Consider the following 17,757-nt stretch of genomic DNA (forward strand, 5'->3'; position numbering starts at 1 on the left):
TAAGGAATCGTGAAAACAGGGTTTTTGTATATATTTGAGGAAACCAAATTATGAAATCCCTGTATTCATTTGCAATCCTCCAAATGATTGTGCTTTTTGCAATGGCAAACTGCATAGGGCAATCGTATTATTTCAAACATTACCAGACAGACAACGGCCTGCCACACAATTCCGTTACGGCCATCCTGCAAGACCACAAGGGACTGATGTGGATCGGCTCACGTGGCGGACTAAGCCGGTTCGATGGCTACACCTTTAAGCCCTTCAAAAACAAAAAAAGTAAGTTTGGGAACATCGGGAACAATGTGATCATTGACATGATAGAGTCCCCAAACAAAGTGCTCTGGATCGGAACTGGCAAGGGACTCTTCAGCTACAATCCCTACCTGGAGATCTTTACTCCCCTGAAGGGCCTACCTGAAACCTATATCAACCAAGTGTTAACGGATCAGGAAAATAACGTCTATGTCATCGCCGACAGGAAGCTCTATTTACACCTCTATAAACAAGATAAATTACTAGACCTAAATACCCAGGCAAGCTGCATGGCGCTGGATAGCGATGCCAATCTGTGGATTGGTGACGATGACGGTATGCTCCATTGCCACAGCCTGAAGCATAAAAAGACAAGAAAAATTCGCATCATAGATGAGGCGATACCGAAAAATCTACGTTCCATCAGCAAATTATATCCTACGGCCAGCGGTGAACTACTTATTGGCTGTTTCAAGCAAGGGCTCAAGAGTTGCCATCTAAAAAGCGGAAAGATTCGCTCCCTGCCGATGCTCAACAGTGGAAAGACAAATATCTATGTACGTGATATCGTTGCCGGTTATGATCAGGAATATTGGATAGGAACAGAATCCGGCATTTTTATTTACGATTTGACCAGCAACACCAGTCGGAATTTGCGCAAACGCTCCGGTGACCCTTATGCCCTTGCAGATAATGCGGTTTATTCATTGTGCAAAGACCGACGAGGCGGAATGTGGGTAGGAACTTTCTTTGGTGGGCTAAACTACTACTCGAAAGAAAACGCAAGATTTGAGAAATACTACCATATGCCGGGCAGCAATTCCATATCAGGAGATGCGGTGCGGGAAATCTGTGCAGACAATAAGGGCAACCTCTGGATTGGAACCGAAGATGCAGGAGTCAACCAATTCAATCCGAAAACAGGAAAATTCATCAATTATACAGCCACTGGAAAAAAAGGTGATGTATCCTACCCAAATATTCACGGCCTGCTTGCGCTGGATAACCAGTTGTTTTTGGGACCATTTCTAAATGGGCTGGAAATAATGGACATGCGCAACGGGCGGATAACTGAGCGCTTCAAATTCATTGGTGATGAAAATGATCGGGCCAGTGATTTTGTGCTTAGTATTTACCTAACGAGGGATAGCACCTTGCTCATTGGTACAGCGTATACTGGTTCAGGTCTTTTCACATACGATAGAAAACTCAAAACATTCAGCCGCATTAAGCAGATTCCTTACAATTCTTATGTATTTGCCATCTCAGAAGATCAAGATGGCAACATTTGGACGGGAAGTGTATCCAGTGGAGCATTTTATTACAACCCAAAGACCCGGAAACAGGGCAATATTCGATTTGGAGATACGATCAATGGAAAAGTCAGCAATGAGTTTGCGGTCTATGGGATTCAGGAAACCAGCGACCGCAGCCTGTGGTTCACTACAGAAGGCGGTGGACTGATCAGGATGAGTCCAGACAGAAAGCGCATCAAAAAGTTCACAACTGAAACAGGTTTTCCCACCAATGTGGTGTTTCGAGTTTTGGAAGACGATGCTAAGCGGCTTTGGATTAGCTCACTCAAAGGACTCATATGTTTCGATATGCAAACTGAGAGATTTAAAGTATATACGCAGTCCAACGGATTGATTACTGATCAGTTTAATTTCAATTCGGCCTATAAAGATCCGCAAGGAAAAATGTATTTCGGATCTGTGAAAGGTCTAATTGCCTTTCATCCAAAAGAATTTGAGCTGAAAGAGACCGGGCCTGCCACTTACATCACCGGATTTCAGATCAATAACAAAGAATTGGCACCAGGTAGCGGGAACAGTCCGCTTCGCCGCTCCATCGTATATACAGACAGCGTGCTACTCGCTCACGATCAAAACAATTTGAGCATTGAATTCGCTGCACTCAATTTTTCTTCTCCCGAGGTGACCCGGTACGAGTTTATGATGGAGGGTCTCAATGAAAGCAAGACCTATCTTAGCAGCAACCGCAAAGCATACTTTACCGGTTTACCGGCTGGTAACTACACCTTTATAGTCAGGGCCAAAAGCAATGTAGACAGCTGGACCGGCAATGAACGTCGACTTTTCATTAAGGTACTGCCGCCATTTTGGAAAAGTCAAATCGCCTATTTAATCTACTTTTTTCTAGGGGCTGCGGTCATCTACGCCTGTTTTCGATATTACCACCGATACCTGGAGCGAAAGAACCTGAATAAATTGCAACGCTTTGAAAACGAAAAAGAAAAGGAGATTTATCAGGCAAAAATTGAGTTCTTCACCAATATTGCGCATGAAATCCAGACTCCCCTCACACTGATCCTTGGGCCTGTGGAACGTATGATCAAGAAATCAGAACAGCCAGGTCTGCAAAAGAGCCTGTTCATGGTAGAAAAGAATGCAAAACGTCTGGCCGAGCTGACGAGTCAGTTGCTCGATTTTCGTAAGACAGAAATGCACCAGTTTGGCTTAAGCTTTGTAAATGTAGACATCCAGCACTTACTGAGAGAACAAATTAACCTTTTCCGGCCCGAAGCCGAGAGAAGAAACCTCACACTGGAACTGGAAGTTCCTGCAGAAACCATCATCCTTTATGCAGACAGGGAAGCGCTGATAAAAATCTGCAGCAACCTGATATCAAATGCCATCAAATATGCCGCAAGTAGCTCAAGAATAGTTTTGGAACCGTTGAATTCCGAGACTGAGCAGGTCAACATCAGGTTCATCAATGACGGCAAAGGCATACCTTATGAATTCAGGACGAAGATATTTGAGCCCTTCTTTCGCCTGCAAAACTCCGATCAACCTGGAACAGGCATCGGACTACCTCTTGCTAAGTCTCTGACTGAATTACACAATGGCTCCCTAAAATTGTTAAGTGACCCTAGTAACATGGTAATTTTCGAGTTAACTTTACCTGTACATCAGGCATATGAATTTAAACTAAGTAGCTGGAAAAAGATAAAATAAGTATGAGCGATAGTATTCTAATTATAGACGACAACGAGGACATCCTGGATTTTTTATCCGAAGTGCTTGGTGAAACTTATCAGTTGCACCTCGCAGGAAATGGTGAAATTGCCCAGGAAATCTTGGACCGTGAAATCATAGACCTGATCATCTCCGACATTATGATGCCTGGCATAGATGGATTTGAATTGTGTGCATTGGTAAAATCCAACGTGGAATACTGTCACATCCCGGTTGTACTGCTTACCTCCAAAAATACTTACAAAGCGCACATAGACAGCCTGGAGGTTGGTGCAGATGTATATATCCAAAAGCCTTTTTCTCCCGAACTACTCCAGTTGCAAATCGCTAACCTGTTGAAGAACCGCGTGAAGATAAAAACACATTTTGCCAGCTCGCCCTTTGAAGATGTACGCGTAATGGCACATTCTAAGACTGATGAGGCTTTTCTGAAGAAACTGGATGAGTACATCCGCAAGAACATCAAAGATCCCAATATTGATATAGACCAGCTTGCGGAACACATGCACATGAGCAGGCCAACCTTCTACCGAAAAATAAAATCTCTATCCTCCCTGTCGCCCAAGGAGCTGATAGACATCACCCGGCTTAAAAAAGCTACACGACTCATTGCTCAAAATGAATTCACACTGTTTGAAATTGCCAAAATGGTTGGATATAGCAGTCAAAGTCTTTTCAACAAAAATTTTCAAAGATATTTCAACCTCAGTCCAATGGAATATATCGATTCTTTGTGTAAAAACGACATCCAATAAAGAAGTTGCAGATTATAAAAATTTTGGTCATTATTGCTCGGGATAAATGAATGATCCTGCTCACCAAGTATGTCCTGACTATAATGAAGATACGCATTCTCCTTGGCACGATTGCCGCAACCTTATTCGGAAATCTATGTGCTGCGCAGCAATTTGACATCAGTGCAAAAATGCTTCAGGCTCTGGATAGATCGCATGATGTACAGGTAGGCGACTGGGGTCCTTATTCCAAGCAATATGCGGGCATCTCGCACATTCCGGATATGCCCTCGGGTTTGCGCTTCGACTTTTCTGTAATGCCGGGCTACTACCGCAACAAAGTGCTTATCCCAAATGTACTGTTCGAATCCGGGTATTTCCCCTGGACCATAGATCCGAAATCCCAGCAATACAGTTACCGGTATGAACTGGAATGGAAGGACCAGGTTTATGTAGATGTCAATTACAGGGTGTTAGACCGAAATAGTGTAATGGCTACCATCAAATGTGTGAACCGTACGAAATTGCCGCAAAATCTGGTACTCAACCTGATGAGCTGGATAGCCTATCCGGAGATCTGGCCGCAAAAGAAACTGCAAATACCAGCTGGCAGTACTTGGATCAATGCCGTAGACTATACATCTTTGGACTTTGCAACACCGAACCCCAAAGATAACCTCGTGACAGACGGGCTAATGAAAGCTGAAGTACGCAGCGCCGATTACCTTGATGGCTCAGCCCTTAGCAATAGATTTGGCCGTGCAAGTGGTGATGAAGTAAGTTATACACTTCCAAAGTCAGTAAAAAAGGGCTACCTGACACTGATATATCGGGCAGCGGAAAATACATCAACAAGTTTCCGCTTATCAGGTGCCGAAAATGAGGAAATTACTTTAAAAGGAAATGGAAAATTAGCTACCCTGGAAGTTCCATTCGATCCGAAAGGTACTTCCAGTATCAGTCTGCGCGCTAAGGCTGGCGATGGCATTGAGCTCAACGGCTTACTCTTCAGCGGATCCAAGGGTGAAAAATTTGCGCTGACAGACAACAATAAACAAGCGCAGCCAGAAATATTGGGCAGCCCCAAAAAGCGTCAGGTTTTGCTGCGCTACCGCGATGTGCCGGGTTATTATGGATTAGCATGGGATGATGCCTTATTTAAAATCCGGGAAGTACGGAATGACGAACTTGACGTCTACTTTAGAAAAATGGTGCATAATCACGTAGACAGCATCCTCAACGGAAATGGGAAAGGTCATTTTGAAAACGTCTTCATCAGGCCTATACAATTGGCCGCTGGAACAGAAAAAGTCTTCCATTGCCTCATCAGTCATGGGGACAATGCAGCCCAAGTCAATGCCACATTGCAGAACTTCGAACAACTAAAAAAAGTTCCTGAACCAGCAACCTCAGCCGATAAAATATTGCCCGCGGGCCTTCCTTACCAGTTCAGCCAGAAGATGCTAAAGGCCGCATTGATGGAGAATATCGTTTACCCCATTTATACGCAAAGAAATTACATACGGCATTTTACGCCGGGCAAATGGTGGAACAGTTTATACACCTGGGACTCGGGATTTATTGCACTGGGGCTTAATGAAACGGACATCAACCGTGCCATTGAATGCATCAATGCCTATACTACATCACCCGGGAGCCAATCTGCATTCATCCACCATGGCTCCCCTGTCCCGGTGCAGGTCTATGCCTTCATGGACCTTTGGAATAAAACACACTCAAAGCCCCTTCTGGATTATTTCTATCCCCGGCTTAAACAATATTACAGCTTCCTCTCTGGCAAACTCGGTAGTTCTTCAACTCGTGCACTTCCATCCAATCTGCTTAAGACCTGGGATTATTTCTACAATTCCGGAGGATGGGACGATTATCCTGCCCAGGTAGGCGTACACCGACAAAGACTGGAGTCCAGCGTGAGTCCAGTAATTACTACGGCTCAGTGTATCCGCTTTGCCAAGATCTTACGCCTGGTTGCTGAACAAACCGGAAAACGAAGTGATGTGAAAGCCTATGATAACGATATCAGCATCTTTACCGAGGCGCTGCAAAAATATTCATGGAATCCCAAAAGTGGTTATTTCAGCTACGTACGTCATGATGCAACCGGCAATCCTGCAGGTCCTTTCAACTATGCTGATGGCAGTGACTACAATATGGGACTTGACGGTGCATACCCGCTGTTTTCGGGCATTTGTACTGCTGAGCAGCAAGACCTGCTTATTGAAAAGATATTTTCAGAAAAGCACATGTGGACACCAAGTGGAATCGGCGTAGTAGACCAGTCTGCTCCTTACTATCAGAATGACGGCTATTGGAACGGTTCTGTCTGGATGCCGCACCAATGGTTTATGTGGAAAACCATGCTTGACCTGGGCAAACCGGAACTGGCCATGAAAATCGCACAAAAAGGTTTAGATGTCTTTGAAAAAGAAACCAGCAACTCTTACTATACATTTGAACATTTCCTTTCTGATAGTGGCCGCGGAGCGGGTTGGCATCAATTTTCCGGATTGTCCACTCCCGTCCTGAGTTGGTTTAATGCCTGTTATCAGCAGGGAACGGTTACTACTGGCTTTGAAATCTGGCAAGAAGGCGGCAGTTTCGATAAGGATCTTTCCACCTATGAAGCAGCGCTCAGCTTTGACAAAGCAACCATAGCCCACCCCCGAAGTCTAATAGTGTGTCTTAACCCAGATAACAGTTATGAAGCCTTTTTCGCAGGAAAGCCCATAAATGTACAGCAACCTTATCCTGGCCTGATTTGCCTAACCCTGCCCGCCACTAACCAAAGTGGGAAACTGCAGATAAAAGCAAAAGGTTCATTTTAATCAGTTGTGGAAGAAGCTGAATTTTCTCAATTACATACGGTCTAAAGAAGCACTACTGTTCTTTAACCCGCTGACTATCACAAAAGCAAATACAGCAACCGCGACACCATAGCAGGTATAGATAATGCTGGAAGGTCCCTGATGCTGGCTATTGGATATCGCAATGGCTACTAGTGCCCAAATACCAACCATACCATATTCGCGGAGGTTTCGGGTCATGATCATGATGATATTGATCATTCCCGCTATGCAAATCATCATGACTGTCCAGCCTGCCTCCGAAATCCCACATCCAGTCCAATTGATTTTGGTCAGGTAAGCGGCCATATTGGCAATCAAGGCTACAGATATCCATCCGGAGTAAAGTGCAAATGGCCAGTAAATGAACAAGTACCTTTTAAAGTGCTGACCATCCAGTTCCATCCTTGTATTCACGATGATTTTTAGTAGGGAAAGCAGGAGAATGAGCATAATGAACACAGATAACCCGGTATAATCATATAACCAGGCAAAGACCCAAAAAGAATTGGCACAGCAGGACAATACAAACCACCAGCCGACCGCAGATAATACGGGGTCCACTTGCTTTCTCCTAAAAATACTACGCCCTGTATAGATTACAAAGCCCAGCAGGCCCAGATAGATGAGTCCCCAGATAGAGAAGGCATAACCCGCAGGAGTAAAATAATTAAAGTATTTATCCGACATGGTCTTCATGGTATTGCCATTAAGCATCCCGGAATTAGAAAGGTAATTGATCACTATAGTAAACACTAAAGCGATGCCGTTGAGTGTGGGTAATATGGTTTTCATCTGATCGTATGTAAATTAATAACTAATCTTCCATTACCTCTTCACAGTGTTTTTCAAAATACCTTCTGATAGCCAGGCCGGCAATAAACCTCTCGAATGCGTTCTTTTTCCAGGAAATCAGCAAAGCCAGCAATGTGAAAAATAGTGCAGCGCAGCCAAAACCTCTGCTGTAACTTCCCAAAAGATGCGATAGATAAAATGCCAGGGTAACAGCAGAGCCTAGAAAAGCCATCAGCAGACAAAATAGTACCAGGGTGTTTGTGACCAGGTCTGCTGCTAGCTTCGATCCTTTTTTTAAAACCGTCAACTTCATTAATTCCAAACGGTTATCCAGGTAGGATTTAAAGTCTTCCCAAAGTACATTAAGGCTTTTAGGTCTATTTTTTTGCATATAGTGATGATATTGGTATACTTTTTAAACCACTGTATCTGTAAAATGTTTATAGTTTCATAAGTATATAAAAAATCTACAGCAGAGGCTGAGCAGTATGGCAAGAGTAAACAAATCTATATATAGCGCTTTAGCTGCCAATCTCCTGATTGCAGTTACCAAGTTTATTGCTGGTGCCTTCACCAATAGCTCTTCGATGATCGCCGAAGGAATCCATTCATCTGTAGATACGACCAATCAGTTGTTATTGCTGTATGGGCTAAAAAGAAGTGTTAAACCACCGGATCAATACAGACCATTCGGATATGGGAAAGAACTCTATTTTTGGTCCTTTATTGTGGCAATCATGATTTTTGGATTAGGTGGTGTAGTTTCCATTTCGCAGGGAATCGCACACATCCGTCATCCGCAAGTATTGATCGATCCAGGCTGGAATTATGCGGTTTTAGCACTGTCATTTGTTTTTGAAGGTGCCTCACTTCTGGTCGCGATCAAAGAATTTAATAAAACGAGAAATGGACTCTCTTGGTGGAAAGCGATCATCAAAAGTAAAGACCCCTCCGGTTTTCTTGTCTTGTTTGAAGATGGCGCAGCTGTGATGGGATTGATCATCGTGTTTATCTTTATGGTTTTCAGCCATCAATTCAACCTACCCTTTTTAGATGGCCTTGCTTCCGTACTTGTAGGCATCTTGCTCATTTTTGTTTCGTTTATACTGGCCAGGGAAAGCAGGAGCCTACTCATGGGCGAAGGTCTCAGCCCGGACACTCAGGTTAAGCTGAAGCAATTAATTGAAGCCGATGAGGATGTGATCGAAGTCAGCAATATCCTTTCTACTTATCAATCTCCAAAAGAAGTCCTGCTGATGCTAACAATAGCTTTTAATGCCGACCTGAATACCAAAGGGCTTACCGACGCTATAGAACGTTTGAGACAATCCATACAATCAAATTCTGCGATTATCAAATACGTCATTATCCAACCAAGATCCTGTGAACAGTCCTGAGCCGCCTTATTTTTTTAATTCATTGACCAATCGAAAAACCAGCCTTACTTTCATTACGTATAGGATGCCGTGGGGTTATTCTAAATATGCGTGGTTCAATAAAGAAATTTCTTGTGTTGGCTTGGCTATTGGCCATTGGCTGCGCTATATCTGCTATATTCTGGTATCAGGATTACGTATATAACCTCCCTACTCCTGTTCCCAAGAATTACCGGGCAATACCTACTGGAACACCGCTACAGCTTAGCAAAATTCTTGATACTGCAGACCACCGGCCCACCATGCTCCATTTCTTCAATCCTTATTGCCCCTGTTCCAAATTCAACAGAAAACACCTCCGTCAACTGTATACAAAATATGGATCGCTGGTTCGGTTTATCATCGTACTGCCAAGCAGCCAGGCAAGGGATCGCCTCAAAGCTGAAGATTTATTGGGAACAAGTATACCGATGATCAGTGATCCCGACATTGCCAAAATTTGCGGGGTTTATTCCACACCTCAGGCGGTCATTATCGATCCGCAACATCAGTTGTATTATAGGGGCAATTACAATACCAGCAGGTATTGTACAAAGAAGGAAACAGAGTTTGCCCGCCTTGCACTGGAAGACTTGCTTCAAAATAAACCATCATCAATGCGGAACCCCTTAGCATCCATTGCTTACGGATGCGGACTCCCACCTTACCAACCGCTACTTTAGCCTTATGCCAGCATACAATTTCAACTACAATGCGCAACGTGACCAACACTTGTCCGAAATGAAAAAGCGCTCTGACAGGCTTATGGATTATTTCCTGATGGGTTACGTATTTATCGGGATGATTTTCTCCTTCTTCTACGATACCTGGTTACTGGCCATCAGCATTAGCGGATTATGTTTACTGGCCTATTACAGTGTCAAATGGGCTTATCCCAATTCTACACTTTATCAATATGTACTGAGCGCCATATTTGGCTTATTTCTGGCGCAGTTCCTCTACCAGATGCATGGCATGTTTGAAATGCATTTTTTTGCTTTTATTGGCAGTGCCATCCTCATTACATACCAGAACTGGAAATTGCAAATCCCAATATTGATCGTGGTAGCCATCCACCATACGCTGTTTGGCTATTTACAAAACTCCGGGATACCGGATATCTATTTCACTCAACTGGATACCTTCGATCTTCAAACACTGATCATCCATATGCTGCTGACTGCAATCATATTTTTTGTCAGTGGATTATGGGCCTATCAGCTACGCCAGTCCAATGAAAAACAGATTCGACAGGCAGTAACCATGCAGATCAACAAGGAGTTGATCGCTTTCAATTCTCAGTTAGAACAATCCCGACAAGAAGCAGAGCAGGCCAATCAGGCCAAAAGCGTTTTCCTCGCTACAATGAGCCATGAAATCCGTACCCCAATGAATGGGGTCATTGGCATGTCGGCCCTGCTGGCAGAAACGGAACTCAGTGAGCAGCAGCGGATGTATATAGATACCATTGTAAGTTGCGGGGACAATCTGATGAGTGTCATCAACAACATACTTGATTTTTCTAAAATAGAGGCTGGCAGCATGGAGTTAGAAGAAAAGGACTTCAATTTACGCTCTTGCATAGAGGAAGTACTGGACATCTTTGGTACCAAGGTCGCTGAATCAGGCATAGAAGTGGCCTATGACATGGAACCTGGAATTCCAGAACAAATAATGGGTGACAAAATGCGCCTGCAGCAAGTGCTGACCAATCTCATCGGGAACTCAGTTAAATTTACGGAAAAAGGTGAAGTCATATTAAGGGTCTGCAAACACGCTGAGAACGAAGGCAGTTTGAAAATGGAATTCTCCGTGCATGATACAGGTATCGGCATTTCTCAGGAACAACACGACCGGCTGTTTAAGGCTTTCAGTCAGGTCGACTCATCTACCACCCGAAAATATGGTGGCACAGGTCTGGGTCTGGTAATTACGGAAAAGCTGGTGAGGTTGATGGGCGGAGAAATAAAGGTCCGGAGTAAATTAAATGTAGGATCTGTCTTCACCTTCTCTATACAAACCAAACCGGGAGTCGGGACATTGCCCCCCTACACCAAGTATGATCTTTCTGCATATCGTGCTAAAAAAGTGTTGGTCGTGGACGACAACCATACCAACAGGCAAATACTGGAAACCCAACTTACTAACTGGCAGTTACAGACAGTCCTCGCAGCATCTGCAATTGAAGGTCTGAAAGTCTTAAAGGAACAGCCGGATTTCGATTTGATCATCACAGATGCACAGATGCCTAACGTCGACGGTATTGAACTGACCAGGGAAATCAGAAAAACACATCCCGGCATTCCTGTCATTCTACTAAGTTCTATAGGAGATGAGCGGAAACTGGAGAAAACCGGTCTTTTTGACCATGTCCTCACCAAACCGATCAAGCAATATGCCTTGAGCAAATATATTTTACGCAGCTTAGCACAACACGCATATACCTTAGCTGCTCCAGCATCAGTTCAGCAAAAAATCCCTCAGGATTTCAGTCAGACTTACCCTTTGCATATCCTGGTGGCCGAAGACAACCTCGTGAACCAAAAAGTAATCCTGCACATGCTCGCCAAAATGGGTTACCATGCAGATCTGGCAAACCATGGGCTGGAGGCAGTGGCGATGGTATCTTCCAGAAACTACGACCTCGTTTTGATGGACATCCAAATGCCTGAAATGGATGGTCTGGAGGCTACGCTCAGGATCAGAAAATTACACATCAAACAACCGGTGATCCTGGCGCTCACGGCAAATACGCTTAAAGAAGACCGGGATGAATGCCTCCGTTCCGGCATGAATGATTTCATTAGCAAACCAATCAAGCCAGAGGAACTGATGAAAAAACTTACTGAACTTCAAATCAATTTTGAGACAGAAGGAAGCTAATTGGATTATTATAAACGAGATCAAATGCTTAATTTGATCCAATCATTTTTCAACCAATTGTAAACGGTAAGCACCTAAAGGATGAACTATAAAAAATTTGCGGCATACTGCCTGACACTCCTGTTGATCCTTCAGATTCAGGCCTCCGCTCAGCAAAAAAAGCCAAACATCATACTGATCATGGCAGACGACATGGGTTATTCAGATATCGGTTGTTATGGAGGAGAGGTAAAAACACCAAATCTGGATGGCCTAGCCGCAAAAGGAATCCGATTCAAACAGTTCTACAATGCAGCACGATGCTGTCCTACAAGAGCATCGCTGATGACTGGTCTATATCCCCATCAGGCCGGCATGGGATGGATGGCCGCAGCAGACATGGGCAGTCCTGCATATAGTGGGAACCTGAATACGAACAGCGTGACCATTGCCGAGGTATTACGAGCAAGCGGCTATGATACGTACATGACCGGTAAATGGCACCTGACGAACGAACGCAAGATCGATGGAAATGTGAAAGACAACTGGCCAAAACAACGTGGTTTCAACCGCTACTTCGGCATCATTCCGGGAGGCGCAAATTATTACACTCCAGAGCTGTACAGCGATAATCAACGCTATGAAGCGCCAAAAGATTTTTACCTTACGAATGCCATCAGCGATACGAGTGTAAAATTTATTGACGAACATTTCAAGAAACAACCAGAAAAACCAATGTTCATGTATGTGGCCTATACAGCTCCGCACTGGCCTTTGCATGCCTTGCAAAAGGATATAGACAAATATAAAGCGTTATACCAAAAAGGTTGGGATGCAATGCGTGCCGAACGTTTTGAAAGACAGCGTAAGATGGGGCTTTTTCCGGCAGACCTCAGCATGTCGCCACGCGATCCGGAAATCCCGTTCTGGGCAGATTTGCCACAAAACAGAAAAGACGAAATGGCAATGAGAATGGCCATATATGCTGCCCAGATTGACATTATGGATCAAGGCATAGGCAGAATCATTGCCAGGCTAAAAACTGAAGGTGAATTAGAAAATACCCTGATATTTTTCCTGAGTGATAATGGTGCCTGTGCAGAATTCGTCAGCAGCGGTACCTCAAAAGAAGTAAATGGCAAAGAAAACACATTTGAGAGCTATCGGATCAACTGGGCCAATGTGAGCAGTACTCCTTTTAAGGAATATAAGCATTACACCTACGAAGGAGGCATTGCCACACCACTGATCATCCATTGGCCAGCAGGGATTCAGCACAAGCTCAACAATTCCCTAGTTAATGGCTATGGTAATTTAACCGACATCATGGCTACTTGTGTAGAGGTGGCTAAGGCCAGTTATCCCACCGTATTCAATACCCATCACATCACACCACTGGAAGGGAAATCAATGACTCCTGCGTTTAAGGGAGAAACGCTAAACCGGGGGAAAATTTATTGGGAGCATGAGGCCAATATCGCTTTCAGGGACGGAAAGTGGAAATTGGTGGCAAGTACACCTGAAAACGCCTCTTTTGACCCCAAAACCCTGCACCTATATGACCTCGAAACAGACCCTGTCGAAATGAATGACCGCTCTAAAAAGGAGCCTGAACGTTTAAAACAAATGTACCAGGACTGGCAGCAATGGGCTAAACGTATCGGAGTATTCCCAATGAACACCCGGGGCTATGGTGCACGCATACAGCAATACAGAAGGACCGTTAATGGTAATTTCGACGATCTGCTTGGCGGCTGGAACATCAATAAAGCCGAGGGCGTACAGGCGAGTGCAGAAGTTGATACTACCGGAGTGATGACTGGAAAAAATTCCCTTAAGATCAGCATGGTCAGACCAGCTGAAAAACCTGCAGGATTATTTTTAGCCTGGCCTTTTCAAGCGAAGAAAGGAGAGCAATTTACACTTGCACTTCAGGCGAAAGGAAACCAAAACTGCACCATCTGGGTCAGATTAGAAAAAGCAGGAGGTGATTTCAACAAAGTCATCGATCAACCTTTCGAATTAGGTAAAGATGCGAAATCAATTAGCCTTTCCTCCAGCGCCATTCCTTCCGATGGTAATTATCGGATCGGTTTATATTTTGGGAAACTTCCCTCGACCGCAACGGTATGGGTAGATGACCTGAAACTCCATTTAGATGAATAGCACGTCTTACTTTGTAGGTTTTGGCAACACATGATGCTTAACGGCCCAGTCATCCCACATTTTGCTCAATGCAGCTACCTTTTCAGGATATTGTGCAGCGAGGTTCTTCGTTTCAGATTTATCGTTCTCCATATTAAACAACCTCCAGTTTCTGTCAGCGCCAGCCACCACCAGTTTCCAGTTTTGGTAGCGTACATACTTGCTGCCTTCATGCTCGTTAAATAAAGGGCGATCTGGCAGTTTATTGCCGCTAAATACGGGCATCAGACTTTTCCCTTCTAAGGGAGTTATCGTATTACCATCGTATTCAGCAGGATATTTTGCACCCGCAACATCAATAAAGGTTGCCATAAAGTCCATTACGTGACCTATTTCATCAGTTTTAGATCCTTTTGCTTTTATACCCTTTGGCCAGGAAATAATCATTGGGGTATGAACACCTCCTTCAAAGGACTGATATTTCCATAACCTGTAGGGGGTGTTTACAACATTCGCCCAATGCTGACCGATAGAGAAGAAAGTAGTTTGCGGGCCAGGCATTACGTCTTTATTTTTAGAGTATGATACTGTCCTACCATCTCTTGTTTGCCCTGGCCTGTCAAAACCCGGTCCATAAGCTTCACTGGATTCTGCACTGGCCCCGTTATCGCTTAAAAAGATAATGATGGTATTGTCCATCTTTCCTGTTTCTTCCAGCGTTTTTAAGATCCTTCCAATACCCTGATCCATCCGGTCGACCATGGCAGCATGGACGGCCATAGCCATGGCATCGTATTCTTTATGTGGATTGTTCGCCCAGGTAATGTCTGCGGGGTTCCTGTCGGAAAGCTTAGTAGTGTTAGAATCAATCAAGCCCAGGCGAATCATATTCTTGTACCGGGTTTTCCTGATGGCTTCCCAGCCGGATTTATAGGTATCTTTGTATTTCTCAATATCTTCAGGCAATGCCTGTATCGGCCAGTGCGGAGCATTATGAGCAACATATAAAAAGAAAGGCTTCTCTGTTTTGCTAAATTCCCTGATGTACCCGGACGCTTTGTCGTTGATGGCATCCGTATGGTAGTAGTTTTTTGGAATTGAAGTTACCGGTTTTGTTCCATCTACCAGACTAAAAGGGTCAAAGAAATCAACTACTCCCCATATGGTTCCATAAAACTTGTCGAAACCACGTTTCGTCGGGTATTGTTCAATGGGCGAAAATAAGGGATGCGCTACCTGATGATGTAACCATTTTAACTGTTCTTCCTGGCTGTTTTGAACAATGGTGTTGGATACGTGCCACTTTCCTGTCATTCCTGTTTGATAACCTTCTTGTTTTAAAACTTCAGCAATGGTTACTGTGTTTTTCCCAAGATAGCCCCGATATCCGCTATCATTCTGCGGGGTGGTCATATCGCCAATCCCAGCATCGTGATTGTAAAGTCCTGTAAGTAGTGAAGCACGTGTAGGGCAACATCTCGATACGTTATAAAACTGGGTAAATTGCAAGCCTTGCTTCGCGATGCGGTCAAGATTTGGCGTATTAATTTCACCTCCATAACAACCCAAATCCGAATAACCGAGATCGTCGGCAAGAATCAGGATGATGTTTGGCTTTTCTTTATTTTTTTTCTGCGCCATTCCTTCGGTTCCGCAAATGGAATTCAGGCCAAATAGAAAGCAAGTTAAAAGGAGGCAGTTTATAGAGCTCTTAGCGTTCATGTTTCATTATTTATTAAGTCTTGGCATCGACTTCCACCAAGCGGCCAACTCCTTCTGAAGTTGAGCAGTGATTTTGGCATTTTCAACAGCCAAGTTAGTACTTTCATTTTTATCTTTCAAGATATTATAGAGTTGTATGTCCGAACCATCCGCATTCATCAGTAGCTTCCAGTCACCTGAGCGTACGGCTAGGTTCGGACTTTTATCAATGACCTTAGGATATTTATAAGCAATGTTGTTTCTTCCATATTCCCAAAACATTGCCTTTTTACGAAGGGAAGGCTTTCCTGTAAGCACTGTACTCCGATCTGTTCCGTCGCCTTTGTAAGTGGATGGAAGTTTTATGCCAGCCATTTTAGCCAAGGAAGGAAGCAGGTCTATAGCATTAACTTCAGAACTGTTATCTATTTTTCCTGCGGGTATCTTTCCTGGCCAGGTGATGATAAATGGCATGCGTGTTCCACCCTCATAGAGCGAAAGTTTGGCCAGGAGATACATCCGCTATAAAGAGTAATGCAGGAATTACAAATTTTAAAATTTTCATATCAGTGTTCGGGTTGATTTTTAGGCTGACGGCTTAGGGCTTTCATTTCAGTCGCTATGCCCTGATCATTTTGTTGCTTCATGAAGCCGGAGAGCTTTTCCTTCAACTCTTTCTTCACCTCGGCATATTCGGGCACTTTCGCCAGGTTGTGTAAATTGAAAGGATCCTTGAGCACATCATAAAGTTCCTCTTCCGGCCTTTTCACATAAAAATGTGCCCGCTCGTAATTGATGGCCATCCATTCTTTGAACAAAGGAGAGTTTGTTACCGTATTTTTAAACTCGTTTTGATAATTCAAATTGTGAATATACAGGAATTTGTCGCTTCTGGCTGAGCGGATTCCATAAGCGTCGCTGCCCCTGATGATCCCTCTGGTAGTCATCTCTGCAAATACATAATCCCGCACATGACGATCTGATCCCGTAAGTATTTTTTTAAAACTCAGCCCATCGAAGCCCATATTTCCATGACCATCTTTCGAGCCGGTGTTAACCTTTGAAGGATCTGCACCCGCAATGTCAATTATTGTAGGTGTGACATCTGCGTATTGAAGCATGGCCGCACTCCTTGTTCCCGGTTTGATTTTTCCTGGCCAGCGCACAATAAAACCTGACCGCAGGCCCTGATCATATAGGGTCCATTTAGAGAATGGAAAGGAATTACCCTGCTCTGTGGCAAACATAATTACAGTATTGTCTTTTTCTCCTGATCGCTCCACCATATCCAGGCAAACCCCTACCAAACTATCCAGATACGTAATCTCTGCAAAATATTTGGCCATTTGCCTGCGTGTTAGCTTTGTATCTACCATATTGGGGGCCAGCTTAATCTTTGCAGGATCATACGCTTTTTGATTGCCCCTGTTCCAGGGTTCATGAGGCTGATTGCTCGTAAACATCAGGAAATACGGTTTGTCAGCAGATTTTCTGATGTAATCCTCAGCTTTGCTCAAATCCACATCTCTTCCATTTCCCTGATCCCCATCTCTTCCGCCAAGGTAATCGAAGGGAAACGCAGACTCCGGTGCGTAATGCTTTTTGCCGATCAGCGCTACGTTGTAATTCAACGCTTTCAGATAAAGCGGTAATGTCTTCACCCCATCGTAAATCATGGTGTGATTGGGATACGCCCCGTTCCTCACCGGACCAAGGCCCGTGAGCAAAGATTGCCTGGTTGGCGAACAGACCGGCACCATATTGAACATATTGTCCATGCAAATCCCCTCCTTTGCAAGACGTTTCAGATTGGGTGTGTGAACCTGCGTACTTCCGTACGGTTCAATGTCCGCCATGGTCAGGTCATCGGCCATGATCAATACAATGTTCGGTGGACGACTAGCTATTGGCTTTTTAAAGGCTAAGCCCGCGATGCACAACGAAGCAGCAAAAACAATATTAATTTTTTTATTGATCATACTTT

The 17,757-nt window shown here is 44.1% G+C and carries 12 protein-coding genes; 7 read left to right on the forward strand and 5 right to left on the reverse strand.

What is annotated here, in order from left to right:
- The first annotated feature begins 50 nt into the window (after window positions 1–50).
- The 3 genes from WAE59_RS19825 (at window position 51) to WAE59_RS19835 (ending at window position 6,837) form a co-directional block, all read left to right on the forward strand.
- Window positions 51–3,236 carry a ligand-binding sensor domain-containing protein gene (locus WAE59_RS19825; protein ID WP_337857724.1) on the forward strand — a complete coding sequence of 1,062 codons (3,186 nt, stop codon included), beginning with the start codon at window positions 51–53 and terminating at the stop codon, window positions 3,234–3,236.
- Window positions 3,237–3,238: 2 nt separating this feature from the next.
- Window positions 3,239–4,012 (forward strand): response regulator transcription factor, encoded by a 774-nt coding sequence (locus WAE59_RS19830; protein WP_337857725.1) that lies wholly within the window; start codon window positions 3,239–3,241, stop codon window positions 4,010–4,012.
- A gap of 83 nt (window positions 4,013–4,095) precedes the next feature.
- Window positions 4,096–6,837 carry an MGH1-like glycoside hydrolase domain-containing protein gene (locus tag WAE59_RS19835; RefSeq protein WP_337857726.1) on the forward strand — a complete coding sequence of 914 codons (2,742 nt, stop codon included), beginning with the start codon at window positions 4,096–4,098 and terminating at the stop codon, window positions 6,835–6,837.
- Between the two features lie 30 nt (window positions 6,838–6,867).
- Here WAE59_RS19835 and WAE59_RS19840 read toward each other — a convergent pair whose 3' ends face one another.
- Together WAE59_RS19840 and WAE59_RS19845 are read right to left on the reverse strand one after the other, a co-directional pair.
- Entirely contained in the window at window positions 6,868–7,650 is a 783-nt protein-coding gene (locus WAE59_RS19840; protein WP_337857727.1) for a hypothetical protein, read from the reverse strand.
- A gap of 22 nt (window positions 7,651–7,672) precedes the next feature.
- Window positions 7,673–8,041: a phage holin family protein gene (locus tag WAE59_RS19845; protein WP_337857728.1), complete on the reverse strand. Its 369-nt coding sequence runs from the start codon at window positions 8,039–8,041 to the stop codon at window positions 7,673–7,675.
- Window positions 8,042–8,138: 97 nt separating this feature from the next.
- Between WAE59_RS19845 and WAE59_RS19850 the strand changes: the two genes are divergently transcribed.
- The 4 genes from WAE59_RS19850 (at window position 8,139) to WAE59_RS19865 (ending at window position 14,093) form a co-directional block, all read left to right on the forward strand.
- Window positions 8,139–9,047 carry a cation diffusion facilitator family transporter gene (locus WAE59_RS19850; protein ID WP_337857729.1) on the forward strand — a complete coding sequence of 303 codons (909 nt, stop codon included), beginning with the start codon at window positions 8,139–8,141 and terminating at the stop codon, window positions 9,045–9,047.
- A gap of 86 nt (window positions 9,048–9,133) precedes the next feature.
- The gene (locus WAE59_RS19855) at window positions 9,134–9,748 is read left to right on the forward strand and encodes a DUF6436 domain-containing protein (protein WP_337857730.1); all 615 of its coding nucleotides are present in this window, start codon (window positions 9,134–9,136) and stop codon (window positions 9,746–9,748) included.
- Between the two features lie 4 nt (window positions 9,749–9,752).
- Window positions 9,753–11,948: a response regulator gene (locus tag WAE59_RS19860; RefSeq protein WP_337857731.1), complete on the forward strand. Its 2,196-nt coding sequence runs from the start codon at window positions 9,753–9,755 to the stop codon at window positions 11,946–11,948.
- A gap of 81 nt (window positions 11,949–12,029) precedes the next feature.
- Window positions 12,030–14,093: an arylsulfatase gene (locus WAE59_RS19865; RefSeq protein ID WP_337857732.1), complete on the forward strand. Its 2,064-nt coding sequence runs from the start codon at window positions 12,030–12,032 to the stop codon at window positions 14,091–14,093.
- A 6-nt stretch (window positions 14,094–14,099) separates the two neighbouring features.
- Here WAE59_RS19865 and WAE59_RS19870 read toward each other — a convergent pair whose 3' ends face one another.
- Genes WAE59_RS19870 through WAE59_RS19880 form a run of 3 tightly spaced genes read right to left on the reverse strand, consistent with a single transcriptional unit; the run spans window position 14,100 to window position 17,752 of the window.
- Complete coding sequence (locus tag WAE59_RS19870; RefSeq protein WP_337857733.1) at window positions 14,100–15,794, reverse strand: arylsulfatase; 1,695 nt, start codon at window positions 15,792–15,794, stop codon at window positions 14,100–14,102.
- Between the two features lie 6 nt (window positions 15,795–15,800).
- Window positions 15,801–16,292: a sulfatase family protein gene (locus WAE59_RS19875; RefSeq protein WP_337857734.1), complete on the reverse strand. Its 492-nt coding sequence runs from the start codon at window positions 16,290–16,292 to the stop codon at window positions 15,801–15,803.
- Between the two features lie 47 nt (window positions 16,293–16,339).
- Window positions 16,340–17,752, reverse strand: coding sequence for a sulfatase family protein (locus WAE59_RS19880; protein ID WP_337857735.1), 1,413 nt, complete (start codon window positions 17,750–17,752; stop codon window positions 16,340–16,342).
- Window positions 17,753–17,757 lie beyond the last annotated feature (5 nt).

The sequence above is a fragment of the Pedobacter sp. GR22-6 genome (assembly GCF_037402555.1).
In the GTDB taxonomy this organism is placed as follows: Bacteria; Bacteroidota; Bacteroidia; order Sphingobacteriales; family Sphingobacteriaceae; genus Pedobacter.

Excerpts from the sequence above, each read along its gene's own strand:
- WAE59_RS19845 (WP_337857728.1), bottom strand. The coding sequence starts at position 8,041 with ATGCAAAAAAATAGACCTAAAAGCCTTAATGTACTTTGGGAAGACTTT.
- WAE59_RS19880 (WP_337857735.1), bottom strand. The coding sequence starts at position 17,752 with ATGATCAATAAAAAAATTAATATTGTTTTTGCTGCTTCGTTGTGCATC.
- WAE59_RS19865 (WP_337857732.1), top strand. The coding sequence starts at position 12,030 with ATGAACTATAAAAAATTTGCGGCATACTGCCTGACACTCCTGTTGATC.
- WAE59_RS19875 (WP_337857734.1), bottom strand. The coding sequence starts at position 16,292 with ATGTATCTCCTGGCCAAACTTTCGCTCTATGAGGGTGGAACACGCATG.
- WAE59_RS19870 (WP_337857733.1), bottom strand. The coding sequence starts at position 15,794 with ATGAACGCTAAGAGCTCTATAAACTGCCTCCTTTTAACTTGCTTTCTA.
- WAE59_RS19860 (WP_337857731.1), top strand. The coding sequence starts at position 9,753 with ATGCCAGCATACAATTTCAACTACAATGCGCAACGTGACCAACACTTG.
- WAE59_RS19840 (WP_337857727.1), bottom strand. The coding sequence starts at position 7,650 with ATGAAAACCATATTACCCACACTCAACGGCATCGCTTTAGTGTTTACT.
- WAE59_RS19835 (WP_337857726.1), top strand. The coding sequence starts at position 4,096 with ATGAAGATACGCATTCTCCTTGGCACGATTGCCGCAACCTTATTCGGA.
- WAE59_RS19825 (WP_337857724.1), top strand. The coding sequence starts at position 51 with ATGAAATCCCTGTATTCATTTGCAATCCTCCAAATGATTGTGCTTTTT.
- WAE59_RS19830 (WP_337857725.1), top strand. The coding sequence starts at position 3,239 with ATGAGCGATAGTATTCTAATTATAGACGACAACGAGGACATCCTGGAT.
- WAE59_RS19850 (WP_337857729.1), top strand. The coding sequence starts at position 8,139 with ATGGCAAGAGTAAACAAATCTATATATAGCGCTTTAGCTGCCAATCTC.
- WAE59_RS19855 (WP_337857730.1), top strand. The coding sequence starts at position 9,134 with ATGCGTGGTTCAATAAAGAAATTTCTTGTGTTGGCTTGGCTATTGGCC.